The sequence below is a fragment of the Pseudarthrobacter sp. TE9888 genome, from assembly GCF_056279345.1.
On sequence record NZ_JBWBRD010000002.1, the window covers coordinates 991,097 to 1,015,776 of the forward strand.

The window sequence follows — 24,680 nt, forward strand, 5'->3', positions numbered from 1 at the left end:
TGTGGAATCCAGCTTGGCAGCGGGGCGCCGAAGCCCTTTGTCCACCAGCGACGAGTTGTTGATTGTCAGCGCAGTGCAGGATTTTGCGGCACTGGTTCCTGGGCGGCCGGGCGGGCGGCGGAGCGGGGGCCAAGCAGCGACGCGGCGGCCTGCGCCGCTTCCATGCCGCTCTCAATGGCACCGTCGATGAAGCCGCCCCAGCCGTTGGCAATATCGGAGCCGGCAAAAAGCAGGTTGCCGTGCCCGGACTGCATGGCGGCCAGGTGGTCGCGCAGGAAACCCGTCCGGTGCATCGGCCAGGTCTCCCCCGCCAGCGGGTCCGCCACCCAGTCGTGGGTGGCCACGTCCAGCACGTCAACGCCGGGGACCAGCCGGGCCAGCGGCTCCTGGACTGCCGCTGCGTCTGACGCGTCAATTCTTGTTGCGTCGGGGCCGAAGCCGACGACGATCGTGTCGCCGTCGAGCGTGTACTCGGCTTGGAAGAAGTTCAGCGGCCAGTCCGCCTTGCCCAACGCCACGAACGGCGCGTGCTCACCCCGCAGCCGGATCCACACCTTGACGCCCCTGGAAACCTGTCCGCGCTTCGCGGCTTCCGTCTTGGCCGGCGGCAGCGGCGGCTGGAAGTCGATGGTTCCCAGGACGGGAAGGGGGACCGTGACAATGGCGGCCCTGGCGCTGATGGCCCGGCCGTCCGCGCTCCGCAGGGTGACGCTCCCGCCGTCGTCCGTCATGCCTTCCACGGCGAAACCGAGGTCGACGGCGGCACGGGAGTCCCCAAGGATGGCCTCGGCGAGCGCGGCGGTTCCGCCCTGGATCTTGTACGTGGCGCAGGCTTCGAAGTTGACGGCCCAGTCACCGTTGGTCAGGGCCACCCAGCGGAGGGCCTGGGTCAGTGCCGCGTCCTCCAAGGGGCCGTTGAAGTTCAAGGTCCAGAAGGATTCGAGGATGTCCCGGGCGTCGCCGGCGGGAAACTGTTCCCGGATCCGGTCCTGCACCGAGATGTGGTCTATGCCCTTGAAGGCATCCGTGGCCAACGGCCTGAACGGTTCCGGGAAGTAGGCCCGGGACTCCTTGGTGAATTCGCCGTTGTGCCGGCCGATCATGTCAAGCAAGGCTCCGGGGTCACCTTCCCGGCGGCCGCCGTTGGCCCACCAGTATGCGCGCTGCGGCTCGGGGCTGGCGACGGTGCCGATGCCATAACGCTTCAACTCCGCCCAGACGTACGGCTGGGTCCAGTGGACCCACGTGCCGCCGATCTCCAGGTCGCGCCCCAGCCGGCGGTCCAGCCATGTCCGGCCGCCGATGCGGTCCCGGGCTTCGACGATGCGGACTGCCAGCCCCTGCCGGGAGAGTTCGCGGGCGGCGGTGAGGCCGGCAAACCCTGCACCCACGATGACGACGTCCAGGTCCTGCTCCATGGCGCTGTTGTCCTGTTTCATGGCGCAGCTTCCTACGAATAGACGAAGAACTCGACGGTGGGAGCCAGGACGGCCCACCGGGTACGGGCACCTTTATTAAAGGAGGCGGCACCGCCGGCGGTGAGGTCATAGCTGACGCCGCCCTCCACCTCGATCCGCAGGTGGCCCTCGATGATATGGATCGTTTCGTCGGCCTCCATCACCAGGTCGAAAGGCTCCGGTGCCTCGGCGGGGTTCACGTGCCAGTACCCGCAGGCGAGCGCGGGCCTGCCCCCTTCGCCGAAGCGGCGGACCCACTGGACCTCGCCGAGTTCGAAGGGCTCATTCTTGGCGGGGTCAAGGGAGGAAGAGGTGCTGAAAGCAGGGGTGGTGGCCAAGGCTACTCCAGAGGGGAAGGGGCGGCGGGGAAACGGTCGCGCCGCGGGAGGTGTGTGGAATGGCGGGGGTCCTGTGACGGGCATCACCGCGTGGAAGCAATCTAAGCAATTGCTTAGTTTTAAGTCAAGAGCTGCTTCCTGCATGGTGACGGCTGGCTAGAATCGGAACCATGACCGCTTTCGCCGCCCGCACCGCCACGCCGAAATATGGCGAGGGCCGCGAAGCACTGCTGCGGGGGGTGGTGGATGTGGTGTCGCAGAAAGGCCTCCGGGGGCTGACATTCCGTGCAGTCGCGGAGGCTGCGGGCGTCAACAACAGCCTGGTCGCCCACCATTTCGGAACCCGGGACGCCCTGATCGAGGCAGCGCTCCTCTGGTCCTCGGAGCAGTCCATCGGCGCGTCACGGCTGCGGGAAGCAGCCGAAAACGGCGGCACGTTCACGGAGGCGCTGCTGGAGCTGCTGCTTGAAGATCCGGGGCTGCAGGTGTTCCAGTACGAGATGATCCTCGAGGCCCGGCGCCGGCCGGAGCTGGCAGGACCGGTGGCCGCGCTGTATGAAAGCTACGTGGACGCCCTGTCCGCCGGCCTGGAGGCCTTCGGCGTCCAGAATAATGTCCGCGTCATTGCCCGCACGCTGTTCGCCGCTTTGGACGGGCTGGTCATACAGTACCTTGCCGGTGTGGGCCGGGACGAGATCGCGGCCGCCCTGGAGGAAGTGCACCAGGTGGTTCTCCTGCGGCGCGACTAGGTGGCGCCCCGCGGCAAGGAACCGTTCAAATAACTTTGCGGACCGTCGCGTCGAAGGCGGCAATGCTCTTGGGTCCGGGCAGGTGCCAGGCAAACAAAGGCGCGGCCGGCCGCCCTAAGGGCAGCCAGCCGCGCTGACAGTGTTTAGTTGAGAACAGCTACCGGAGCACCACGGTGCGGTTGCCCTGCAGGATGACCCGGCCTTCGCAGTGCCACTTCACCGCGTTGGAGAGGGCCTTGCATTCTGTGTCGCGGCCGGCGGCCACCAGGTCCTCGGGCCCGTACGTGTGGTCAACGTCCACCACCTGCTGGGAGATGATGGGTCCCTCGTCCAGTTCTGCGTTGACGTAGTGGGCCGTGGCGCCGACGGTCTTGACGCCGCGGGCGTAGGCCTGGTGGTAGGGCTTGGCACCCTTGAAGCTGGGCAGGAACGAGTGGTGGATGTTGATGGCCCGGCCGTCCAGCTTGCGGGTCAGGTCGTCGCTGAGCACCTGCATGTAGCGGGCCAGCACCACCAGTTCGACGTCGAGCCCGTCCACGAGCGCCATTAGCGCGGCTTCCGCTGCGGGCTTGGCGTCGGCAGTGACCGGGATGTGGTGGAACGGAATGCCGTGCCACTCCACCAGTGCCTCGTGGTCCCGGTGGTTGGATACCACCGCAACGATTTCCACCGGCAGTTCTCCGATCCGGGCCCGGAACAGCAGGTCGTTGAGGCAGTGCCCGAACTTGGACACCATGATCAGCACCTTGCGCTTGGACCTGTGGCGTTCCAGCTGCCAGCGCATGCCGAACTTTTCCGCCACGGGGGCGAAGGAGGTCCGCAGCTCCTCCAGCGTGGAATCGTCACCTTCGGAGACAAAGTGCACGCGCATGAAGAAGTGGCCTTCGGAGCGCTCACCAAACTGCTTGTTGTCGATGATGTCGCAGCCGTGTTCCAGCAGGAACCCGGACACGGCGTGCACAATCCCGGGCCCTTCCGGGCAGTCCAGGGTCAGGACGTGTTCCACGGTGGTGGGCGCTTTCGATGCGGGGATATGGGTTTCAGTAACAGTCATGGTTCAGCACTCGATCACATTCACGGCGAGGCCTCCTCGGGAGGTTTCCTTGTACTTGGTTTTCATGTCGGCTCCGGTGTCACGCATGGTCTTGATCGCCTTGTCCAGCGAGACCTTGTGGCTGCCGTCCCCGTGCAGGGCCAGCCGGGCCGCGTTGATCGCCTTCACGCTGGCGATCGCATTCCGCTCGATGCACGGGATCTGCACCAGGCCGCCCACGGGGTCGCAGGTCAGGCCCAGGTTGTGTTCGATGCCCACCTCGGCGGCGTTTTCCACCTGCGCCGGCGTTCCGCCAAGCACCTCGCAAAGCCCGGCCGCAGCCATCGAGCAGGCGGAGCCCACCTCCCCCTGGCAACCCACTTCGGCGCCGGAGATGGAGGCGTTCAGTTTGAACAGGATTCCGACGGCGGCCGCCGCCAGCAGGAAGCGGACCACACCGTCGTCGTCGGCCCCTGGAACAAACTTCACGTAGTAGTGCAGGACGGCCGGCACGATGCCCGCGGCCCCGTTGGTGGGAGCGGTGACGATCCGCCCGCCGGCGGCGTTCTCCTCGTTCACGGCCAGCGCGAAGAGGTTCACCCATTCCATGGCCAGCAGCGGATCCGCCGGTGCCTGGACGGGCGACGGCGAGGCTGCCGCGGCTTCGGCGCTGGCGGCCGAGGCCGTCAGGGTGCGGAACAGTGCGGGGGCGCGCCGGGTGACGTTCAGGCCTCCGGGCAGGATCCCTTCGGCGTTGCAGCCGTTCTCCACGCATTCGCGCATGACGGCCCACAGCCCCAGCAGCTGCTCGCGGAGCTCCGCTTCGCTGCGCCAGGTGAGTTCGTTGGCCAGCATGACCTCGGAGATGGACATGCCTTCCCGGCTGCAGATCTCCAGGAGTTCATCCGCCGTGGAGAACGGGTAGGGCAGCACGGTGTCATCCGGCACCACCTTGTCCGCCCCCTCGGCGTCGCCGTCCACCACGAAGCCGCCGCCGATCGAGTAGAAACTCCGCTCGCTCAGCACCGCGCCCGCGTGGTCCAGGGCCCGGAAGGTCATGCCGTTGGGGTGCGCGGGAAGGGACTTGCGCCGGTGGAGCACCACGTCCTCTTCCCAGTTGAAGTCCACCCGGTGCGCCCCGGCGATGTGCAGTTCGGCGTCCAGCGCGGCGGCTGCCACCTGGTCGTCGGCGGTGGTGGTATCCACGGTTTCCGGGTCCAGGCCCTTCAGCCCCAGGACCACTGCCTTGTCCGACCCGTGGCCGCGGCCGGTGGCGCCGAGGGAGCCGAACAGTTCGGTCTGGACGCGGGCGGTGGCGGCCAGCTGGCCGTCACCCTTCAGTCCGTCCGCGAACAGCTTTGCCGCCCGCATCGGGCCCACCGTGTGTGACGACGAGGGCCCGATGCCGACGGAAAAGAGGTCAAGGACGCTGAGCGCCATTAGGGGACCTCTGGCGAGGCGTACTCCCGCATGGCGTCCAGCAGCCACCGGCCCAGGAACTCGGCGAAGGAAGCGCGGGGGAAGATCCGGAAGGACTCGTCACCGGTCTTCCACAGGATGGCTGGAATGTTCGCGATTTCCGTGGAGAAGGCGGTGCCGGCCTTGAAGACCCGCGGGTGCAGGTCCAGCGAGCAGCCCTTTTCCAGGACGGCGCGGGCCCGGGGGCCCGTCAGTTCGAACGTGGTCCGGTTGGCGGACAGGTCCACCACCTGGCCCGCGTCGCCGCCCAGCGCGTCCCGGAGTGCGGGGATGAGGTCCCCGCCCAGGGATTCGTGCGCCTCGGTGGGGGCAACCACCAGGAACTCGGCCGGGCCGAGCCACAGGACGGATACGTCGCCGTTGCCGGCCACGGCACCGGAGCCAGCGGGAAGGCCCCCGGTGACACCGGCCAGGCGCTCCGCCGCGGCGGATCCCGCGAGGGCCCTGAGGCCCACCATGGTCAGGAAGGGCACCTCGGAGATTTCAACGGTGCCGGCCAGTGAGCCGGCCGCGAAGTCGTCCGCCAGCTGGCGGACCGGGCTGACGCGGGCGGCGAGGTTCTTCTCGGCGTTGGTCTTGGCGGAGGTCGGGGATGCTGCTGTTTCAGCCATCTTTACGGGTCCCTTCAGAGTCAAAAAGCACTGTTTCTGCGACAACCACGTCCACCAGCTGGTCGCCGGCGGCTGCCACCAGCGTTTCACCGATGCGGTTGCGTCCGTTCTTGATCAGGGCCAGGCCGAACGACCGGCCCAGCGCTGCGCTGTGGTAGCTGGAGGTGACGAACCCTTCCATCGGCACGGGGCCGTAGGCGGGGTTGGTCGACCGGCCCTTTTCCACCAGCTGGGTGCCTTCGGGCAACCGCAGCGTGCCGTCCACGGGAAGGACGCTGACCAAGTGCTTGCGGTCCTCACGCTGGGCGTCGGACCGCGTGTAGGAGCGCTTGCCGATGAAGTCCTTGGCCTTGGAAACGATCCATTCCATGCCGGCGTCCTGCGGGGTGACGGTGCCGTCGGTGTCCTGCCCGACGATCGGGTAGCCCTTTTCGGCACGCAGCACGTGCATGGTTTCGGTGCCGTAGGGGGTGATGTTGAACTCGGCACCGGCGGCGGCCACGGATTCCCAGGTGTTCAGCCCGTACCAGGCCGGGACGTTGATCTCGTAGGCAAGTTCACCGGAGAACGAGATCCGGCAGATCCGGGCGCGTACGCCGGAGGCGAGGGTGGTTTCGCGGAAGGTCATGAACGGGAAGGCTTCCGTGTCCAGGCCGCCGTTGGCAGCCAGTTCGGGCGCCACCTTGGCGATGACCTCACGGGACTTGGGCCCGACGACGGCAATGGTGCTCCACTGTTCCGTCACGGAGGTGCACTGCACGTCCAGTTCCGGCCACTCGGTCTGCAGCCATTCCTCCAGCCAGTCCAGTACCTTGGCGGCGCCGCCGGTGGTGGTGGTCATGAAGTAGGTGTCGTCGTCGACGCGGAGGGTCACGCCGTCGTCGAAGATCATGCCGTCCGGGGTGCACATGACGCCGTAGCGTGCCGAGCCCGGGGCGAGCTTCTTGAACGCGTTGGTGTACATCCGGTTCAGGAACTCCCCCGCGTCCTTGCCGCGGATTTCGATCTTGCCCAGGGTGGTGGCGTCCATGAAGCCAACGGATTCGCGGACGGCGGCGCATTCGCGCAGCACGGCAGCGTCCATGTCCTCCCCGGCCTGCGGGTAGTACCAGGGCCGCTTCCACTGTCCAACGTCCTCGAACAACGCGCCCTTGGCCACGTGCCAGGGGTGGATGGACGTAACGCGGGCCGGGTCGAACAGTTCCCCGCGCTGGCGTCCGGCCAGGGCCGCGAAAGCCACCGGGGTGAAGGGGGCGCGGTAGGTGGTGGTGCCGATGTCTCCGATGCCGCGGGAGGCTTCGCCGGCGGTGCGCAGGGCCGCGGCGATGACGCCGATGGCGTTGACGCCGGAGGTCTTGCCCTGGTCGTTGGCCGTGCTGATGGAGGTGTACCGCTTGATGTGTTCCACCGAGCGCATGCCGGCACCCGTGGAGCGGAGGACGTCCGCCACGGACTGGTCGCGCTGGAAGTCCACGAAGTGGTGGTGCCAGTCATCCGGGGTGCCGTTCTCGCCCGGCACCAGCCACAGCTGGCGGGTGGGGGCGGAGGCCTTCGGGTCGCCGAACACGGAGGGTTCGACGGCGGATTCGAAGCCTGTGGCGATGGCCGCCCTGGCGCCAGCGGAGATGCCCTCCGCGACGCAGTCTTCGGTGGCGAACGAGCCGCGGCCGGCGCCAATGGTCTGCTGGTCGGGTACCTCGGTGCTGGGCACGAAGGCTGCCAGCTCCTCGTCCCAGCGCAGCTTGCCCTGGCGCTGGGAGTGCAGGTGGACCAGCGGGCTCCAGCCGCCGGACACAGCCAGCAGGTCTGCCGCGATCTGCTCGACGCCGGAGGTGAGCTCGCCGTCGTCGTTAATGCTGCGGACGGTCACGCCGTCCAGCCGGCCGTCGGCACCGGCGGAGGTGTTGGCCACCGCGCTGCCGATCAGCACCCGGATCCCGGATTCGACGGCGGCAGTCGCCGCTGCGGTCAGGGCCGGACGGGCGTCCACCACGGCTGCGACCTTGACGCCTGCGGCGGCGAGGTCGGCGGCGACAGCGTAGGCGCTGTCATTGGTGGTACTGATGACCACGTGCTTGCCGGCGGCCACGCCGTAGCGGTTCAGGTAGCTGCGCGCGGCGGAGGCCAGCATGATGCCGGGGCGGTCGTTGTTCTCGAACACCAGGGGGCGTTCGTGGGCGCCCGGGGCGACAACCACCTGGCTGGCACGGATGTGCCAAATCCGCTGGCGGGACACCCCTGCGGCTGCCGGGCTGTTGAGGTGGTCGGTGCGGTTCTGGACGGCGATGACGTAGTTGGCGTCGTAGGCGCCGAACGCGGTGGTGCGGTTCAGGACCGTTGATTCCGCCCCGGAGACCAGCTCGGCTTCGACGTCGGCCACCCATTCGAGGGCAGGCTTTCCCTCGATGGTCTCGGCGAGGCCGGGGGCGGTGGAACCGGAAAGCAGCGAGCCGCCGAGTTCCGGCTGGTCATCGAGGAGCATGACCCTGGCGCCGGTGCGGACAGCCTCGCGGGCTGCGGCCAGCCCGGCGGGGCCGCCACCGATGACCAGGACGTCGGTGTGGACGTACTTCTTGTCGTATTCGGCGCGGTCGTCCTCCGGGTCCAGCTTGCCCAGGCCGTTGAGCAGGGTGGCCTGGAGTCCGTCCACCAGGGAGACGGTGGTGGCGGGGAGCATGGATTCGGCAACATGGCCGGGGAAGCGGGCTTCCACGCGGACCAGGGCGTTGGCCTCCTCCACGCCGGCGGACATGATGCCGCGGGGGCGGTCCTCGTAGAGGGAGTTGCCGGCGGCGATGCGGCCGTTGGCCAGCAGCGCGGAAGCCAGGGTGTCACCGGGGTGGCCGGTGAACTCCTCGCCGTCCACGGTGAAGCGCCAGGAGATGGTGCGGTCGATGCGGCCGCCGTTAGCCAGGCGGGCGTTCTGGGAAGTCACTTGGTCGCTCCTTCCGGGGCGGTGGTGCTGAGGATGCTCGTGGTGGAGGTGCTGGGAGCGGCACTTCCCGTGGTGGTGCTGTCAGGGCCGGTGCTGGCAGTCCCGGTTTCGGGTGCGCTGTCCGGGGAGCGGTCAGGCCGCTTCGACCCCATCGGGTAGACAGCCTTGATGTCGTAGCTCACGGTGTCGCGGAGCATGTTGAACCACTGGCGGCAGCCGGTGCTGTGGACCCAGCGCTCGGCGAAGATGCCTTTGGGGTTCTCGCGGTAGAAGAGGTAGCGGGACCACTCCGTGTCGCTCAGCTCGTTGGGGTTCTCGGGGTACGGGACGTGGGCCTGTCCCCCGTAGTGGAATTCGGTTTCGTCCCGCGGGCCGCAGTTGGGGCATGGGATCAGCAGCATGTGCGTTAGTCCTTTTCTGGTGGCGGCGGCTAGTGGGCCACGGCGGCGGCGCCGTGTTCGTCGATGAGGGCGCCGGTTTCGAAGCGTTCCAGCGAGAACGGTTTGTTCAGCTGGTGCGGGGCGCCGGTGGCGATGGTGTGGGCGAAGGTCATGCCCGCGGCAGGGGTTCCCTTAAACCCGCCAGTGCCCCAGCCGCAGTTCACGAACATGTTCTCCACGGGGGTCAGGCCCACGATGGGTGAGGCGTCCAGGGTGGTGTCCACGATGCCGCCCCAGGTCCGGAGCACGTGGGCCCGGGCGAAGATCGGGAAGAGCTCGACGGCGGCCGCCATCTGCTGCTCGATCACGTGGAACGAGCCGCGCTGGCCGTAGCCGTTGTAGGAGTCCACGCCGGCACCCATGACCAGTTCGCCCTTGTGCGCCTGGGAGACGTAGACGTGCACGTGGTTGGACATGACCACCGTGGGGTGGACGGGCTCGTGCAGTTCGGAGACCAGGGCCTGCAGGGGGTGGGACTGGATGGGGAGCTGGAATCCGGCCATTTCGGCCAGGACGGAGCTGTGGCCTGCGGCGCAGAGGCCCACCTTCTCCGTGTTGATGGTGCCGCGGTTGGTCTTGACGCCCACCACGCGGTCGCCGTCCTTCAGGAAGCCGGTCACCTCGCAGTTCTGGATGATGTCAACGCCCATTTCGTCGCACTTGCGGGCGAAGGCCCAGGCCACGTGGTCGTGCTTGGCGATGCCGGCGCGGGGCTGGTAGGTGGCGCCCATGACGGGGTAGCGGATGTTGTCGCGGATGTTCAGGATGGGGCAGAGTTCCTTGACCTGCTGCGGGTCCAGCCATTCGGCGTCCACGCCGTTGAGCTTGTTGGCACCGACGCGGCGCATGCTTTCGCGCACGTCGCCCAGGGTGTGGGCGAGGTTCATGACGCCGCGCTGGCTGAAGAGGAAGTCGTACTCAAGTTCCTCGGGCAGGATTTCCCAGAGTTTGAGGGCCTGCTCGTAGATGGCGGCGCTCTCGTCCCAGAGGTAGTTGGAGCGGATGATGGTGGTGTTGCGGGCCATGTTGCCACCGGCGAGCCAGCCCTTTTCGAGGACGGCGATGTTGGTCATCCCGTGGTTCTTGGCCAGGAAGTATGCGGTGGCCAGGCCGTGCCCGCCGCCGCCGACGATCACGGCGTCATAGGAGGACTTGGGTTCCGGGTTCCGCCAGAGGAAGTCCGGGTGCTCCGGAAGGTGCTGGGTGCTCACTGGGCGGCTCCAATCAGGTCTGCCTCGATGCCGGCCAGGTTGGCGTCGGCGGAGAGGTGCGGGTAGAGGGGGAACTTGCCGGCCAGGGCCGTCACGCGTTCCCGGAGTTCGACGGCGGTGTCCCCGGGGAGGGTGCCCGTGCCGGCGGAGGCAATCAGGGCCGTGGCGATGATGTCCGCAACCTCGGTGAACTCGGCGGCGCCGAAGCCGCGGGCGGCCAGGGCGGGGGTGCCGATCCGGAGGCCGGAGGAGACCATCGGCGGGCGGGGGTCGAAGGGGACGGCGTTGCGGTTGACCGTGATGCCGATCTGGTGGAGTGCGTCCTCACCCTGCTGGCCGTCCAGTTCGGAGTTGCGGAGGTCCACCAGGACCAGGTGGACGTCGGTGCCGCCGTTGACCACGGAAATGCCTGCGGCTGCGACGTCTCCCTGGAGGAGTCGCTCGGCCAGCAGCTTGGCGCCCTGCAGCACCCGCTCCTGGCGTTCCTTGAATTCGGGGGCGGCAGCGAGCTTGAACGCCACGGCCTTGGCGGCCACAACGTGCTCCAGCGGACCACCCTGCTGGCCCGGGAACACCGCGCTGTTGATCTTCTTGGCGTATTCCTCCTTGGCCAGGATGACGCCGCCGCGCGGACCGCCCAGGGTCTTGTGGGTGGTGGTGGTGACCACGTCCGCGTACGGGACGGGGTTCGGGTGCAGTCCGGCGGCGACGAGTCCGGCGAAGTGCGCCATGTCCACCATGAGGTAGGCGCCCACGAGGTCGGCGATGCGGCGGAATTCGGCGAAGTCCAGTTGGCGGGAGTAGGCGGACCAGCCGGCCACGATCAGCTTGGGCTTGTGCTCCAGGGCCAGGGCTTCCACCTCGGCCATATCGATCCGGAGGTCTTCCTCGCGGACGTGGTAGGGAACCACGTTGTAGAGCTTGCCGGAGAAGTTGATCTTCATGCCGTGCGTAAGGTGTCCGCCGTGCGCCAGGGAGAGCCCCAGGATGGTGTCGCCCGGGTTCAGCAGGGCGAACATGGCGGCGGCGTTGGCCTGGGCGCCGGAGTGTGGCTGCACGTTGGCGAACTCGGCGCCGAAGAGTGCCTTCACGCGGTCGATCGCGAGCTGCTCGATGACGTCCACGTGCTCGCAGCCGCCGTAGTAGCGCTTGCCCGGGTAGCCTTCGGCGTACTTGTTGGTGAGCACCGAGCCCTGGGCCTCCATGACGGAGGTTGGAGCGAAATTCTCCGACGCAATCATTTCCAGGGTGGACTGCTGGCGGTGCAGTTCCTGTGCCACAGCGGCGGCGACGTCGGCGTCGACCGTGGCGAGCGAGGCGTTCAGTACGTCCTGCATTGTTCTCCTTTTGAGCCCTTCGGAGTTACTGACCCATAACTGATCTGTAACTGATATATTAGAACTGTCGTAATAGTATGTTCCAGATCACTTGGACGTCAATAGCACTCCTGGGAAGGCTCGAAATGAGCGTCACATTAGAGAACCACCTGGCCGGCGACGGGGACCTCTCACTCTCCGAACAGGCCTACCGGCACCTCCGGGACCGACTCATCATGCTGGACATCCGGCCGGGCGAGGCGATCAACGACGGCAAGCTGGCCGCCGAACTCGGGATCGGCCGGACGCCGGTCCGGGAAGCCCTCAAGCGGCTGGAAAGTGACCACCTCGTGGTGTCCTACCCCCGCCGCGGAACGTTCGCCACCATCGTCGACATCACCGAACTCGCTGACGTTTCGGAGCTGCGCGAATCTCTGGAACCCCTGGCCGCACGCCGCGCCGCGAAGCTGGCAACGCCGGCGCTGCGGGCGGAAATCCGGGAAACCGCGGCCGCGATCTCCACCATGGGCGATGACGACGATCCCTACGACCTCATGCGGTACGACATCAAGGTCCACCGGCTGATCTACCGGGCCGCGGCCAACGCGCACCTCGAGGACGTCCTGATCCGCTACGACAACCTGGCCACGCGAATCTGGTGCATGGTGCTCGAAAAGGTCCCATCCGTCGCGTCCCACATTGCCGAGCACGTTGAGCTGCTGGAAGCAGTGGCCGACGGCGACGCGGACCGGGCCGGCAAGCTCGCCCTGGAGCACGTCACCAGTTTCGAGCAGGCCATCCGGAACGTGCTCTAGCCGTCGTGCCCAGGCGCGGCTAGCGCAGCCGGGCCCGCACCTCCTGCGCGAATTCCAGCGTGGTGGCCGAGCCGCCCAGGTCCGGTGTGGCGATGCCGTCTGCCAGCGCCGATTCGAAAGCGCCGGTCAGGGACCGGGCGGCCTCCGCCTCGCCCAGATGGTCCAGCATCATGGCCGCAGCCCAGAGCGCGCCGACCGGGTTGGCGATGCCCTTGCCGGCGATGTCCGGGGCGGAGCCATGGACGGGCTCGAACATCGAGGGGTGCCGGCGCTCGGGGTTCAGGTTGGCACTCGGGGCGATGCCGATGGAACCGGCCACTCCGGCGACGAGGTCGGACAGGATATCTCCGAACAGGTTGGATGCGACGATGGTCCGTACGCTGGTGGGCTTCATGACCAGCCGGGCCGCGAGCGCATCGATGAGCACCTTGTCCACCGTGACGCCGGGGAACTGTTCCACCGTCCGGGCCACCACTTCGTCCCAGAACGGCATGGTGTGGATGATGCCGTTGGATTTGGTGGCCGAGACCAGGATGCCGCCCCGGTTCGTGGCGGCCTCTGCCGCGTAGCGGGCCACCCTGCTGATGCCGGCTTTGGTGAAGACGCTCTCCTGAACGGCGAATTCAGCGTCCGTCCCCGCACCGAAACGGCCGCCGATCTGCGAGTACTCGCCTTCAACGTTTTCCCGGACCACCACGATGTCGAGGTCCTCGAGGCCCGGCATCGCTCCCTTGACCCCGGGCAGCAGCTTCATGGGGCGGAGGTTGACGTACTGGTCGAACTCCCGGCGGATGGGAATCAGCAGTCCCCACAACGTCACGTCGTCGGGGACGTCGGGGGTGCCCACCGCGCCCAGGTAGATCCCGTCCCCGCTCCCGAGCTGCTCGATGCCGTCAACGGGCATCATCCGGCCGGTTCTGACGTAGAGGCCGCTGTTCCAGTCACGGACGCGCCAGTTGACGGTGAAGCCATGCAGCCCGGCCACGGCATCCACGCACCCCATGGCCACCTCGGTGACATCCACGCCGATGCCGTCACCGGGAATCGAATCGATGGTGTAGGTGCGGGCCATGGCTGTCCAATCATTCGTGGTTTGTGCGGTGCGTAAAGCTTAGAGGCAGCGGCCGGGTATCCGGGTGTGACGTGGAATACTTCCGTACAAGCGCGCCGGATGTTCCGGCGGGATGTTTTGAAGGGGCAGGTGGCCATGCAGGAATTCGTCAACGAGGACGAAGAGGCCCGGCGGCATGTCCTGGCAGTGCTGGCGGCTGAGCGTGGCCGGGGGCTGCTCCCCGACCCGGACTTCGACCGCCGCTTCACCGGGCACTTTCCCACGCTCCGCAGCCTCTTCCATTCCCTGTACGGTGACCGGACGGACTGGCTGGAGCAGCTGTCCGCGCTGGTGGTGCAGAGCGCGGCTTCCTGGCAGGAACGCCCGCAGGAGCTGAAGGCCCTGGACGCCGAACGGGAGGCGGACCCGGACTGGTTCCAGTCCAACAGGATGCTCGGCGGCGTCTGCTACGTGGACCGGTACGCGGAAAGCCTGGAGGGGATTCGCGCCCGCATCCCCTATTTCAAGGAACTGGGCCTGACCTACCTGCACCTCATGCCGTTGTTCCTGGCGCCCGAACCACACTCGGATGGCGGCTATGCGGTTTCGAGCTACCGTGAGGTCAACCCAAAGCTGGGCACCATGGAGCAGCTGCGCTCCCTGGCAGCGGAACTAAGGGACAACGGCATCAGCCTGGTGGTGGACTTCATCTTCAACCACACTTCGGACGAGCACGAGTGGGCCCGCAAGGCTGCCGCAGGCGATCCGGAGTACAGCGGCTACTACTGGATCTTCCCGGACCGGACCATGCCGGACGCCTTCGAGGCGGATGTCCGCGAGATCTTCCCGGAAAACCACCCCGGATCCTTTATCAGGATGGAGGACGGCCGGTGGGTCTGGGCTACGTTCCACACCTACCAGTGGGACCTGAACTACTCCAACCCGGAGGTCTTCCGGGCCATGGCTGCCGAGATGCTGTTCCTTGCCAACCAGGGCGTGGACATCCTGCGGATGGATGCGGTGGCGTTCATCTGGAAGCAGCTGGGTACCCCCTGCGAGAACCTGCCGCAGGCGCACACGCTGCTGCGGGCGTTCAACGCGGTGTGCCGGCTGGCGGCGCCGGCCCTGCTGTTCAAGTCCGAGGCCATCGTGCACCCGGACGAGGTGGCGCTCTACATCGACCGCAAGGAATGCCAGCTCTCCTACAACCCGCTGCAAATGGCACTCATCTGGGAATCCCTGGCCACGCGGGATGTCTCGCTCCTGTCCCAGGCCCTGCACCGGCGGCACAACATCCCGGACGGCACGGCGTGGGTGAACTACGTCCGCAGCCATGACGATATCGGCTGGACCTTCGCGGACGAGGACGCGGCAGAACTGGGCATCAACGGCTTCGACCACCGCCGCTTCCTGAACTCCTTCTACGTCAACCGTTTCCCCGGCAGCTTCGCCCGCGGCGTCCCCTTCCAGGACAACCCCAAGACCGGCGACTGCCGGATTTCAGGCACGACGGCGTCCCTGTGCGGCATGGAGGTTGACCCGGCTGAGGCGGTGGAACGGATCCTTCTGGCCCACTCGGTGCCCTTCAGTACCGGCGGCGTCCCGCTGCTGTACCTGGGCGACGAAGTGGGGCAGGTCAACGACTACGCCTACGCATCGGAGCCGGGACACGACGCGGACAGCCGGTGGGTGCACCGGCCGCACTTCCCCGCGGACCAGTACGCCCGCAGGACAGACCCGTCCACGCCGGAAGGAGCAGTGTATGCGGGGCTGCGGCGGATGATCGAGGTCCGGACCAGCACACCGGAACTGGCGGGGACCAGGCTGATCGATTTCGGCACCAACAACCGCGCAGTGCTCGGCTACCAGCGGCCGGGCGCGACGGAGGACGGTCCCACCATCCTGGCCCTGGCCAACTTCAGCGACTCCGCCCAGACCCTCCCGGCGGAAACGTTCGGCGGCGTCTCCCCTGCCGCCGTCGACCTTCTCTCCGAAGCAGCCATGCAGCTGGACGACGGCGTCACCCTCCTCCCCCGGCAATACCTCTGGCTGCGCGTCACGCCGCGGTAATCGGGAGCCTGCGATTGGGACCTGGCACCGGGGCGTGAAACCATACGGATCATGGCCTCCAAGATTGCGTACCAGGGTGAGCCCGGCGCCAACTCCAACATCGCGTGTCAGCAAATGTTCCCGGACATGGAAAGCGTGCCGTGCGCCAGCTTCGAGGATGCCTTTGAGCTGGTGGCTAGCGGTGAGGCGGAGCTCGCCATGATCCCCATCGAGAACTCGATCGCCGGGCGGGTGGCGGATATCCACATCCTGCTGCCGCAGTCCAACCTGCAGATCGTGGGCGAGTACTTCCTGCCCATCCATTTCGACCTGCTGGGCATCCCGGGCAGCACCATTGAAGGCGCCTCGGAGGTCCACAGCCACATCCACGCGCTGGGCCAGTGCCGGAAGTTGATCCGCGAGCACGGCCTCAAGCCCGTTATCGCGGGCGACACCGCCGGTTCGGCCAGGGAGGTGGCGGAGTGGAACGATCCCCGCAAGCTCTCCCTGGCTCCCCCGCTGGCCGCAGAGATTTACGGCCTGGAGGTCCTGGCCTCGCGGGTGGAGGACGACCCCTCCAACACCACCCGCTTCGTGGTCCTGGCCCGCGAAAAGGCGCTTCCGGCAAAGGACGAACTTCCCGGTCCCGCGGTCACCAGCTTTGTGTTCCGCGTGCGCAACGTCCCCTCCGCCCTGTACAAGGCACTGGGTGGTTTCGCCACCAACGGCGTGAACATGACCCGGCTGGAAAGCTACATGGTGGGCAACGAATTTGCCGCCACCATGTTCATGGCCGACGTCGAAGGCCACCCCGAGGACCTGCCGCTGAAGCTGGCCCTCGAGGAACTGGACTTCTTCACCACCGAGGTGCGGATCCTCGGCGTGTACGCCGCGGCCGACTACCGGGCCGCAGCCGCCACCGCCTGACCCCGCGATCCCGCGACGCCACAGCGGGAGACGCGGCGTTACTCCCGGCGCGCGCCGCCGTCGGGTTCCACCACTGCCGTGCTTGCCGTGGACATCGGCGGGGTGAGCACAGACGCGTAATCGTGCTGGGTTGAGTATGTGAGGAAGCCCAGATGCGCTTCATACCGGTCCAGGACGTCGTCGATTACCTGCTGGTGGGACAATCCCATCAGGTCGTAGCCTTCCGAGCCGGTCTGGGCGAATACCTCGACCCGGTAATAGACATCCGTCTGCCGGGACATGCGGCCGCCAAACATCGGCACCGGCGCTTCAACGGCCTGCACCTGGTAATGGAAGTCCCGGTGCCCGGGGATGCTGACCACCAACGCATGGCTGGAAATACCCGTGTGCGGATTTGGCAGCAGGTCCAGGGTGGCGTGGTAGCCCTGCTTGGTGAACTCCTTCACTACATCGGCGAGCGCCGGCTGCACCGTCTCCTCCATGAAGAGGGCCACCTGCTTCCTGGAGGGGTAGGCGCGCATGCCGGCCAGCCGCTGCCGCCACGTGCGGTCGGGCACCTGGCCGCCGTGGGCAGCGGTGGACTGCCGTCGAAGGACCTGCCCTTCCCGTTCGGCCCGCTCCATCCTCAGCGCCTTGGAGAACGATGCCATCACGAGCCACGCGATGACGGTCACCGGGAGGGCAAAGATCAGGGTTGCATACTCCATGGTGGTGACGCCGCCGGCCACCAGCATGGCGATGGTCAGCAGCGCAGTCAGGACAGCCCAGAAAATGCGCAGCCACTTGGCGCCGTCCTGTGCCGGGTCGGGAATGGTGGACGAAAAGTTGGACATGACCATGGCGCCGGAGTTGGCGCTGGTGAGGTAGAACAGCATGCCGGACAGCGTGCCCAGCCCGATCAGGAAGCCCGCTCCGGGGAACATGTTCAAGAGGGCATACCAGCCCTCCTCCGGGCTGGCCATGGCGAGCCGGGCGAACTCTGTGTTGCCGCCCAGGACCTCATGCATGGCGCTGTTGCCGAAGATGCTCACGATCAGGAAGTCGCAGAGCACCGGTGCGGTGATGGCGGCAATCACGAATTCCCGGAGGGTCCGCCCACGGGAAATGCGCGCCAGGAACAGCCCCACAAACGGCCCCCATGCCAGCCAGAACGCCCAGAAGAAGAGCGTCCAGCTGGCCATCCATTGCGAGCCCCCGTCCTCATAGGCGAACGTCTGCAGGGTGCGGTCGGGCAGGGTGAACAGGAACCGGCCGATGTTTTCCACCATCGAGTTGAGCAGGAAGGACGTCTGGCCCGTCACCAGGATGTACAGCAGCATGGCCGCGGCACTCCAGATGTTCAGTTCGGAGATCCAGCGGATGCCTTTATCCACCCCTGAGGTGCAGGCCGCCACGGTGAGGACGACGGCGACAACCACCAGGGCGATCTGCAGCGCCAGGCCCTCCGGCAGGCCGAACAGGATGGAAAATCCGACATTGAGCAGGACAACGCCGATGCCCATGGATGTGGCCACACCGAAGACGGTGCCTACCAGGGTGACGACATCGATGGTGTCGCCCACTCCCCCGCGGACGCGTTTTCCCAGGAGCGGGTACAGGGCTGCGCGGATGGAGAGCGGCATGCCCCACCGGTAGGCGAAATACCCCATGGCCATGCCAAGGAGCGAGTACATTGCCCAGCCGGCGATACCGTAGTGGAACATGGTCCACACCACGGCGTCCTGGGCTGCTGCCGCGGTCTGCCCCTCGCCTGACGGGGGCTTCACGTATTGGGTGATGGGGCCGGTGACGGAGTAAAAGAGCATGTCGATGCCCACTCCGGCCGCGAACAGCATGGCCACCCAGGTGAAGAGTTTGTATTGGGGCCTGGAGTGGTCCGGTCCCAGCCGGACCTTCCCTTCCTTGGACAGCGCCACCCACAGGACGAATCCGATCACGACGGTGACGGTGAGGACATAGAACCAGCCAAGGTTGGTTGCGATCCAGGCCACCACGGATTTCATGGTGGATTGGGCGTTCGCCGGCACCAGCATCGCCCAAGCCGAGAACGCCAAAATGATGGCCGATGAAATGATGAACACCCGCCAGTTGACCCTGGGCTTGGGTTGTTCGACGAGCTCGCCGGGAGCCTTGCTTAGTTCGCTGCTGGAGACGGGTGCGCGGTTTTCCCCGTCAGGGGCAGGGCGCCGCCGCTCGGTCCCGCCCAGCTGGCTGCGTTGAACAATCGCCGTCGGCTGCTGGTCCCCTGGGTGGCGTGCGTTTTCTTCGGCCAATGAAGTCCTCCTCCGATCGGCAGCGGGCCGGCCGGGCACCCGTGTCGGGTGGCCGCAGGAGACCCCGGTCCGGGAAAGGAGGGAGGCCGTGCACAGAAGGGCACTCGCCGTGCGGGCTGCATGCCAATGGTAGTACACGGCCTCCGGGCCGGGGCCAGGCGGAGCGGGACCGGGAGGGCGGCACCTACACCTTTTGGGCCTGCCGGGCGGTCAGCAGGGGTGCGAAGAACGCACCGAGTTCCGCGGTTGCCGTCAGCGGCAGCACGTTGGCCACGTACTGGTCCGGACGGACCACCACCACCGCCCCGGACCGGTCCACGCCGCGAAGGTCGAAGATGTCGGCCTTCGGATCGGTGGCGTACACCTTCTCGTAGTCGGTGAGCTTGAACGGGCCCACCAGGGGCTTGAAGGCTGCGGGAACGGCCTTGATGTCGACGGCGGTGTGTGGCTGCTGGTAGATGACCTTCAGGTCGAACCACGCATCCGGGTCGGCGCCGGAAGGGGTGGCGGCCAGCGGGGACTCCGGGGAGTCCGTGAACCAGGCGGCAAGCTTGTCGGTGGCCGAATTGGTACCGGGAAGCGCGGGGTCGGCGAAGACGTAGATCCGCCAGCGGCCGTCAGCGGTGGCGTGGTGGCCCAGATGGAGCGGGTTGGTGTCCCCCACGCGGACCACGGGCGCGGACTTGAAGCGTTTGCCCACGGGGAATCCTGCGGCCAGGTCCTGGTGCTCGCTGCTGCCCACAATCAGGGACGGCGTGTACTGGGTCATGAACCCGGCAGGGAATTCCGCGGTCTGTACGTAGAAGTCCTCGAGGTCGGAGGGGTGCTCGAACTCCTCCGGCTTCTTGGCCATCATGGTGGACCATTCCTTGTCGAAGTCGATGAGGTTCCTGGCCACCACCTGGCGTTCCTCGGAGTACGTGGTGAGCAGGCTCTCGGGGCTGCGGCCCTCCAGCACGTGGCCCAGCTTCCAGGCGATGTTGAAGCCGTCCTGCATGGACACGTTCATGCCCTGGCCGGCCTTGGCGCTGTGGGTGTGGCAGGCGTCGCCGGTGATGAACACCCGCGGGGTGCGCGTGCCGCGCTCACCCGGCAGGACGTCGTCGAACCGGTCCGTTAGCCGGTGGCCCACCTCGTACACGCTGTGCCATGCGACGTTCCGGACGTCCAGCGTGTAGGGGTGGAGGATCGCGTTGGCCTTGGCGATGATCTGCTCGATGGTGGTCTCACGGACCGAGTGCTGGCTGGCCGGGTCCACTTCGCCCAGGTCCACGTACATGCGGAAGAGGTGGCCGCCTTCGCGCGGGATCAGCAGGATGCTGCCTTCGGCACCCTGGATGGCGCACTTGGTCCGGATGTCCGGGAAGTCGGTGACGGCGAGCACGTCCATGACGCCCCAGGCATGGTTGGCCTGGTCGCCGGCGAGGGTGCAGCCGATGGCCTGGCGCACCTTGCTGCGCGCACCGTCCGCGCCCACGACGTACTTCGCGCGGACAACGCGGTCCTGGCCTTCATTCGGGCCCGAGGTGTGCCGCAGCGTCACCGTCACCGGGTAATCGCCCTCACCGGTCACCGTGAGGCCCTGGAAGTCGTAGCCGTAGTCAGGCTTCATCCGGGTGGGAGCGTTGGCCATGTACTCCGCGAAGTAGTCCAGCACGCGGGCCTGGTTGACGATCAGGTGCGGGAATTCGCTGATGCCCATCTCGTCATCCACGGCCCGGGCAGACCGGATGATGTTCGCATGGTTGGCGGGATCCGGCTTCCAGAAGGCCATCTCGGTGATGCGGTACGCCTCGGCGATGATCCGCTCCGCGAAGCCGAAGGCCTGGAAGGTCTCCACGCTGCGCGCCTGGATTCCGTCTGCCTGCCCGATCGCGAGCCGGCCGGGGCGGCGCTCGACGATGCGGGTGGTCACGTTGGGGAACATGGACAGCTGGGCCGCAGCGAGCATGCCGGCGGGGCCGGTACCCACGATGAGGACGTCCACTTCGTCGGGAAGTTCCTCGGGGCGGTTAAGGCCGACGCCGGCTGCCGGCTGGACACGCGGGTCACCGGATACGTATCCGTGGTGGTGGAACTGCACGGGCTTTCCTCACTTCGTTGTGGATGGCAATCGCTAAACGTGTTCTATATGAGAACACAAGGTTCGATAATCGAAAATTAAAGCTTGGCATCAACTGTACGCTCGATGTGATCCGGGCGACAAGTGCCGTCGGGCCGGCCGCCAAAAGCCCGGAAAATAAGGGGTTGACGACCCGCGCCGGATGGGTGATAGTGATCGTATACGATTTCGTACCTGATGAGGAGATGGCTTTGGAGCAGGTCAACGGCGACACCCTGGCGGCAGCACGCAAGGTGATCGCGGTGCACATCAACTACCCCAGCCGGGCGGCACAGCGGGGCCGCACCCCGGCGCAGCCGTCCTACTTCCTCAAGCCTTCCAGCTCGCTGGCCCTGGGCGGAAGCCCCGTGGAGCGGCCCGCCGGCTGCGAACTGCTTGGCTACGAGGGCGAGATCGCCCTGGTGATCGGCAAGGCCGCCCGCCGCGTTTCGATCGGGGACGCCTGGAGCCACGTTGCAGCCGTCACCGCCAGCAACGATCTTGGCGTGTACGACCTCCGCTACGCCGACAAGGGCTCCAACCTCCGCTCCAAGGGCGGCGACGGGTTCACCCCGGTGGGCCCGGCACTGATCCCGGCAGACGCCGTCGACCCCGCCAAACTGCGCATCCGCACCTGGCACAACGGCGATCTGGTCCAGGACGACACCACCGAAGACCTGCTCTTCCCGTTCGCCCGGCTCGTGGCGGACCTCTCCCAGCTCCTCACCCTCGAGGAGGGCGACATCATCCTCACCGGCACCCCGGCCGGCGCCTCGGTCGCAAAGCCGGGCGACGTACTGGAAGTGGAAGTGGAGACGGTGGACGGCGGCCTGTCCACCGGGCGGCTGGCCACGACCGTGGTGGAAGGCACGACGGCGTTCGCGGACTTTGGTGCCCGGCCCAAGGCCGATGACCTGCAGCGGGAGGAAGCCTACGGCTCCCGTGAAGCAGCGGGCCTCGCCGCCGTCGAACCCGTCCTCACCCCGGAACTGAAAGCCAAGCTCGAGTCGGTCGCCACCGCCACCCTGTCCTCCCAGATGCGCAAGCGCGGCCTTAACAACGTCAGCATCGACGGGCTGCAGGCCACCCGCCCGGACCGCCGCGTGGTGGGCCTGGCCCGCACCCTCCGCTACGTCCCCAACCGGGAGGACCTGTTCAAGACCCACGGCGGCGGCTTCAACGCCCAGAAGAAGGCCATCGATTCCGTCAATGAAGGCGAAATCCTGGTGATGGAAGCCCGCGGTGAAAAAGGAACCGGTACCGTGGGCGACATCCTGGCCCTCCGCGCCCAGGTCCGTGGCGCCGCGGCCATCATCACCGACGGCGGCGTCCGCGACTACTCCGCCGTGGCCGGCCTGGAGATGCCCACCTACTTCGCCAACCCGCATCCCGCCGTGCTGGGCCGCCGCCACATCCCGTGGGACACCGACATCACCATCGCCTGCGGCGGCGCCACCGTCCAGCCCGGCGACATCATCGTGGCCGACTCCGACGGCATCCTGGTGATCCCCCCGGCCATCGCCGAAGAACTGGTGGCCGACTGCATCCAGCAGGAGCAGGAAGAAACCTTCATCTTCGAGATGGTCAAGCAGGGCAACAGCGTTGACGGCCTCTACCCCATGAACTCCGAATGGCAGGCCCGGTACCAGGAGTGGGAAGCAGGAAACCACAATGACTGAGGCCATCATGGTCGCCGGCAGCAAGTCCGAGCAGGCCTACCAGGCCGTCAAGGCCCGGATCGTCGAAGGCACCTACACCCCCGGCTACCGGCTGGTCCTCGGCTCCATCGCCAAGGACCTCGGGTTCAGCGTGGTCCCCGTCCGCGAAGCCATCCGCCGGCTCGAAGCCGAAGGCCTGGTGACCTTCGAACGCAACGTGGGCGCCACCGTCGCCGGCATCGACCCCACCGAGTACCTCTACACCATGCAGACCCTCAGCATCGTGGAAGGCGCAGCCACCGCACTGTCCGCCCCGCTGATCGACCCCGCGGCCGTGGCCCGGGCCCGGGCCGTGAACGAAGAGATGCGGACGTGCCTGGACCACTTCGATCCGGTCCGCTTCACGCAGCTCAACCAGGACTTCCACAGCGTCCTGTTCGAGCACTGCCCCAACCCGCACATCCTGGATCTGGTGCACCGCGGCTGGAACCGGCTCGCAGCCATCCGGTCCTCCACGTTCCGCTTCGTCCCGGGCCGCGCCCGCGACTCCGTGGACGAGCACGAAAACCTGCTGAAGCTCATCGAAACCGGAGCCGACGCAGAGCAGATCGAAAAAGCCGCCAGGCTCCACCGCTCGGCAACCCTTGACGCATATCTCGCCCAAGCAAAGCACCAGTAAGGACTTCAACGATGACGACCTCAGTAGAAACCGCCAAGCACTACGTCCCCGAGGACCTGCCCACCCACATCCAGCACTACATCAACGGCCAGTTCGTCGATTCCGTGGGCGGCAAGACCTTCGACGTCCTGGACCCGGTCTCCAACCGGAACTACGCCACCGCAGCCGCCGGCCAGAAGGAGGACATCGACCTCGCCGTCGCCGCCGCCCGCGAAGCGTTCGTGAATGGCCCCTGGCCGAAGATGAAACCGCGGGAGCGTGCCCGCGTCCTGAACAAGATCGCCGACGCCGTCGAAGCCCAGGAAGCACGCCTGGCAGAACTGGAAACCTTCGATACCGGCCTGCCGATCACCCAGGCCAAGGGCCAGGCCCTCCGCGCCGCCGAGAACTTCCGCTTCTTCGCGGACCTCATCGTGGCCCAGTTCGACGACGCCATGAAGGTTCCCGGCTCGCAGATCAACTACGTGAACCGCAAGCCGATCGGCGTGGCCGGACTGATCACCCCGTGGAACACCCCGTTCATGCTCGAGTCCTGGAAGCTGGCCCCTGCGCTGGCCACCGGCAACACCGTGGTCCTCAAGCCGGCCGAGTTCACCCCGCTCTCCGCCTCCCTGTGGGCCACCATCTTCAAGGATGCCGGGCTGCCCGATGGCGTCTTCAACCTGGTCAACGGCCTGGGCGAGGAAGCCGGCGACGCCCTGGTCAAGCACCCGGACGTCCCGCTGATCTCCTTCACCGGCGAGACCACCACCGGCCAGACGATCTTCCGCAACGCCGCCACCAACCTCAAGGGCCTCTCCATGGAGCTCGGCGGCAAGTCCCCCTGCGTCGTTTTTGCCGATGCAGACCTGGACGCCGCCATCGATTCCGCCCTGTTCGGCGTCTTCTCCCTCAACGGCGAGCGCTGCACGGCCGGCTCCCGCATCCTGGTGGAGCGCGCCATCTACGACGAATTCTGCGAAAAGTACGCCGCCCGGGCCAAGAACATCGTGGTGGGCGATCCCCACGACCCCAAGACCCAGGTGGGCGCCCTGGTCCACCCGGAGCACTACGAGAAGGTGGCATCCTACGTGGAGATCGGCAAGTCCGAGGGCCGGCTCCTGGCCGGCGGCGGCCGCCCCGGCCACCTGCCCGAAGGCAACTACATCGCACCTACGGTGTTTGCCGACGTCGCCCCCGACGCCCGGATCTTCCAGGAGGAAATCTTCGGACCGGTCGTGGCGATCACCCCGTTCGAGAACGACGACGAGGCCCTCACCCTTGCGAACAACACCAAATACGGCCTGGCTGCGTACATCTGGACCCAGAACCTGACCCGCGCTCACAACTTCTCCCAGAACGTCGAAGCCGGCATGGTGTGGCTGAACAGCCACAACGTCCGCGACCTGCGCACCCCGTTCGGCGGCGTCAAGGCCTCGGGCCTGGGCCACGAGGGCGGTTACCGCTCCATCGACTTCTACACCGACCAGCAGGCCGTGCACATCACGCTCGGCACCGTCCACACCCCCAAATTCGGCGCTTAGCCAACCGGCCGCCGTCGTACTTTCCACGCCCCCCT

19 protein-coding genes are annotated in these 24,680 nt (G+C 67.0%); 7 read left to right on the forward strand and 12 right to left on the reverse strand.

Translation table 11 applies throughout. The features are described 5' to 3' along the window. Positions 1-65 precede the first annotated feature (65 nt). Together ACZ9J7_RS05270 and ACZ9J7_RS05275 are read right to left on the reverse strand one after the other, a co-directional pair. Positions 66-1,439 carry a flavin monoamine oxidase family protein gene (locus tag ACZ9J7_RS05270; RefSeq protein WP_476207630.1) on the reverse strand — a complete coding sequence of 458 codons (1,374 nt, stop codon included), beginning with the start codon at positions 1,437-1,439 and terminating at the stop codon, positions 66-68. A gap of 11 nt (positions 1,440-1,450) precedes the next feature. Beyond that, positions 1,451-1,795: a cupin domain-containing protein gene (locus ACZ9J7_RS05275; protein ID WP_476207632.1), complete on the reverse strand. Its 345-nt coding sequence runs from the start codon at positions 1,793-1,795 to the stop codon at positions 1,451-1,453. A 170-nt stretch (positions 1,796-1,965) separates the two neighbouring features. Between ACZ9J7_RS05275 and ACZ9J7_RS05280 the strand changes: the two genes are divergently transcribed. Further along, positions 1,966-2,544, forward strand: a complete 579-nt coding sequence (locus ACZ9J7_RS05280; RefSeq protein WP_476207634.1) for a TetR/AcrR family transcriptional regulator — start codon at positions 1,966-1,968, stop codon at positions 2,542-2,544. A 157-nt stretch (positions 2,545-2,701) separates the two neighbouring features. Here ACZ9J7_RS05280 and purU read toward each other — a convergent pair whose 3' ends face one another. From purU to glyA, 7 genes are read right to left on the reverse strand one after another with little or no spacing between them, the layout of a single operon-like run. Then, positions 2,702-3,598: a formyltetrahydrofolate deformylase gene (gene purU / locus ACZ9J7_RS05285; RefSeq protein ID WP_476207636.1), complete on the reverse strand. Its 897-nt coding sequence runs from the start codon at positions 3,596-3,598 to the stop codon at positions 2,702-2,704. Between the two features lie 3 nt (positions 3,599-3,601). After that, positions 3,602-5,017, reverse strand: a complete 1,416-nt coding sequence (locus ACZ9J7_RS05290) for an L-serine ammonia-lyase (RefSeq protein ID WP_476207638.1) — start codon at positions 5,015-5,017, stop codon at positions 3,602-3,604. Further along, on the reverse strand, positions 5,017-5,667 hold the full coding sequence (locus tag ACZ9J7_RS05295) for a sarcosine oxidase subunit gamma (RefSeq protein ID WP_476207640.1): 651 nt from the start codon (positions 5,665-5,667) through the stop codon (positions 5,017-5,019). Before ACZ9J7_RS05295 ends, ACZ9J7_RS05290 begins: the two co-directional genes overlap by 1 nt. Beyond that, positions 5,660-8,602, reverse strand: a complete 2,943-nt coding sequence (locus ACZ9J7_RS05300) for a sarcosine oxidase subunit alpha family protein (RefSeq protein WP_476207641.1) — start codon at positions 8,600-8,602, stop codon at positions 5,660-5,662. Before ACZ9J7_RS05300 ends, ACZ9J7_RS05295 begins: the two co-directional genes overlap by 8 nt. Beyond that, on the reverse strand, positions 8,599-9,003 hold the full coding sequence (locus ACZ9J7_RS05305) for a sarcosine oxidase subunit delta (protein WP_476207643.1): 405 nt from the start codon (positions 9,001-9,003) through the stop codon (positions 8,599-8,601). Before ACZ9J7_RS05305 ends, ACZ9J7_RS05300 begins: the two co-directional genes overlap by 4 nt. A 29-nt stretch (positions 9,004-9,032) precedes the next feature. Further along, positions 9,033-10,253, reverse strand: a complete 1,221-nt coding sequence (locus tag ACZ9J7_RS05310) for a sarcosine oxidase subunit beta family protein (protein ID WP_307491827.1) — start codon at positions 10,251-10,253, stop codon at positions 9,033-9,035. Beyond that, a complete protein-coding gene (gene glyA, locus ACZ9J7_RS05315) occupies positions 10,250-11,590 on the reverse strand; it encodes a serine hydroxymethyltransferase (protein WP_476207646.1) in 1,341 nt (446 codons plus the stop codon). Before glyA ends, ACZ9J7_RS05310 begins: the two co-directional genes overlap by 4 nt. Before the next feature lie 125 nt (positions 11,591-11,715). Here glyA and ACZ9J7_RS05320 point away from each other — a divergent pair, with 125 nt between their 5' ends. After that, positions 11,716-12,384, forward strand: coding sequence for a GntR family transcriptional regulator (locus ACZ9J7_RS05320; protein WP_159630237.1), 669 nt, complete (start codon positions 11,716-11,718; stop codon positions 12,382-12,384). Positions 12,385-12,403: 19 nt separating this feature from the next. Here the strand turns inward: ACZ9J7_RS05320 and ACZ9J7_RS05325 are convergent, their stop codons facing one another. After that, on the reverse strand, positions 12,404-13,456 hold the full coding sequence (locus ACZ9J7_RS05325; protein WP_476207648.1) for a tartrate dehydrogenase: 1,053 nt from the start codon (positions 13,454-13,456) through the stop codon (positions 12,404-12,406). Between the two features lie 135 nt (positions 13,457-13,591). Here ACZ9J7_RS05325 and ACZ9J7_RS05330 point away from each other — a divergent pair, with 135 nt between their 5' ends. Together ACZ9J7_RS05330 and ACZ9J7_RS05335 are read left to right on the forward strand one after the other, a co-directional pair. Beyond that, entirely contained in the window at positions 13,592-15,505 is a 1,914-nt protein-coding gene (locus ACZ9J7_RS05330) for an amylosucrase (RefSeq protein WP_476207650.1), read from the forward strand. A gap of 51 nt (positions 15,506-15,556) precedes the next feature. Next, the gene (locus ACZ9J7_RS05335) at positions 15,557-16,411 is read left to right on the forward strand and encodes a prephenate dehydratase (RefSeq protein WP_476207652.1); all 855 of its coding nucleotides are present in this window, start codon (positions 15,557-15,559) and stop codon (positions 16,409-16,411) included. A gap of 38 nt (positions 16,412-16,449) precedes the next feature. Here the strand turns inward: ACZ9J7_RS05335 and betT are convergent, their stop codons facing one another. Then, a complete protein-coding gene (betT, locus tag ACZ9J7_RS05340; protein WP_476207654.1) occupies positions 16,450-18,684 on the reverse strand; it encodes a choline BCCT transporter BetT in 2,235 nt (744 codons plus the stop codon). 184 nt (positions 18,685-18,868) lie between these two features. Continuing rightward, positions 18,869-20,767, reverse strand: coding sequence for an FAD-binding monooxygenase (locus ACZ9J7_RS05345; RefSeq protein WP_476207656.1), 1,899 nt, complete (start codon positions 20,765-20,767; stop codon positions 18,869-18,871). A gap of 224 nt (positions 20,768-20,991) precedes the next feature. Here ACZ9J7_RS05345 and ACZ9J7_RS05350 point away from each other — a divergent pair, with 224 nt between their 5' ends. Genes ACZ9J7_RS05350 through hpaE form a run of 3 tightly spaced genes read left to right on the forward strand, consistent with a single transcriptional unit; the run spans position 20,992 to position 24,645 of the window. After that, on the forward strand, positions 20,992-22,464 hold the full coding sequence (locus ACZ9J7_RS05350; protein WP_476211802.1) for a fumarylacetoacetate hydrolase family protein: 1,473 nt from the start codon (positions 20,992-20,994) through the stop codon (positions 22,462-22,464). Next, positions 22,457-23,122 carry a GntR family transcriptional regulator gene (locus ACZ9J7_RS05355; RefSeq protein WP_476207658.1) on the forward strand — a complete coding sequence of 222 codons (666 nt, stop codon included), beginning with the start codon at positions 22,457-22,459 and terminating at the stop codon, positions 23,120-23,122. The genes ACZ9J7_RS05350 and ACZ9J7_RS05355 overlap by 8 nt, the downstream gene beginning before the upstream one ends. A gap of 11 nt (positions 23,123-23,133) precedes the next feature. Continuing rightward, positions 23,134-24,645 (forward strand): 5-carboxymethyl-2-hydroxymuconate semialdehyde dehydrogenase, encoded by a 1,512-nt coding sequence (gene hpaE, locus ACZ9J7_RS05360; RefSeq protein WP_476207660.1) that lies wholly within the window; start codon positions 23,134-23,136, stop codon positions 24,643-24,645. Positions 24,646-24,680 lie beyond the last annotated feature (35 nt).

Excerpts from the sequence above, each read along its gene's own strand:
- glyA (WP_476207646.1), bottom strand. The coding sequence starts at position 11,590 with ATGCAGGACGTACTGAACGCCTCGCTCGCCACGGTCGACGCCGACGTC.
- ACZ9J7_RS05290 (WP_476207638.1), bottom strand. The coding sequence starts at position 5,017 with ATGGCGCTCAGCGTCCTTGACCTCTTTTCCGTCGGCATCGGGCCCTCG.
- hpaE (WP_476207660.1), top strand. The coding sequence starts at position 23,134 with ATGACGACCTCAGTAGAAACCGCCAAGCACTACGTCCCCGAGGACCTG.
- ACZ9J7_RS05355 (WP_476207658.1), top strand. The coding sequence starts at position 22,457 with ATGACTGAGGCCATCATGGTCGCCGGCAGCAAGTCCGAGCAGGCCTAC.
- ACZ9J7_RS05330 (WP_476207650.1), top strand. The coding sequence starts at position 13,592 with ATGCAGGAATTCGTCAACGAGGACGAAGAGGCCCGGCGGCATGTCCTG.
- ACZ9J7_RS05335 (WP_476207652.1), top strand. The coding sequence starts at position 15,557 with ATGGCCTCCAAGATTGCGTACCAGGGTGAGCCCGGCGCCAACTCCAAC.
- ACZ9J7_RS05305 (WP_476207643.1), bottom strand. The coding sequence starts at position 9,003 with ATGCTGCTGATCCCATGCCCCAACTGCGGCCCGCGGGACGAAACCGAA.
- purU (WP_476207636.1), bottom strand. The coding sequence starts at position 3,598 with ATGACTGTTACTGAAACCCATATCCCCGCATCGAAAGCGCCCACCACC.
- ACZ9J7_RS05270 (WP_476207630.1), bottom strand. The coding sequence starts at position 1,439 with ATGAAACAGGACAACAGCGCCATGGAGCAGGACCTGGACGTCGTCATC.
- ACZ9J7_RS05320 (WP_159630237.1), top strand. The coding sequence starts at position 11,716 with ATGAGCGTCACATTAGAGAACCACCTGGCCGGCGACGGGGACCTCTCA.
- ACZ9J7_RS05280 (WP_476207634.1), top strand. The coding sequence starts at position 1,966 with ATGACCGCTTTCGCCGCCCGCACCGCCACGCCGAAATATGGCGAGGGC.
- ACZ9J7_RS05295 (WP_476207640.1), bottom strand. The coding sequence starts at position 5,667 with ATGGCTGAAACAGCAGCATCCCCGACCTCCGCCAAGACCAACGCCGAG.
- ACZ9J7_RS05350 (WP_476211802.1), top strand. The coding sequence starts at position 20,992 with ATGGCTTTGGAGCAGGTCAACGGCGACACCCTGGCGGCAGCACGCAAG.
- ACZ9J7_RS05325 (WP_476207648.1), bottom strand. The coding sequence starts at position 13,456 with ATGGCCCGCACCTACACCATCGATTCGATTCCCGGTGACGGCATCGGC.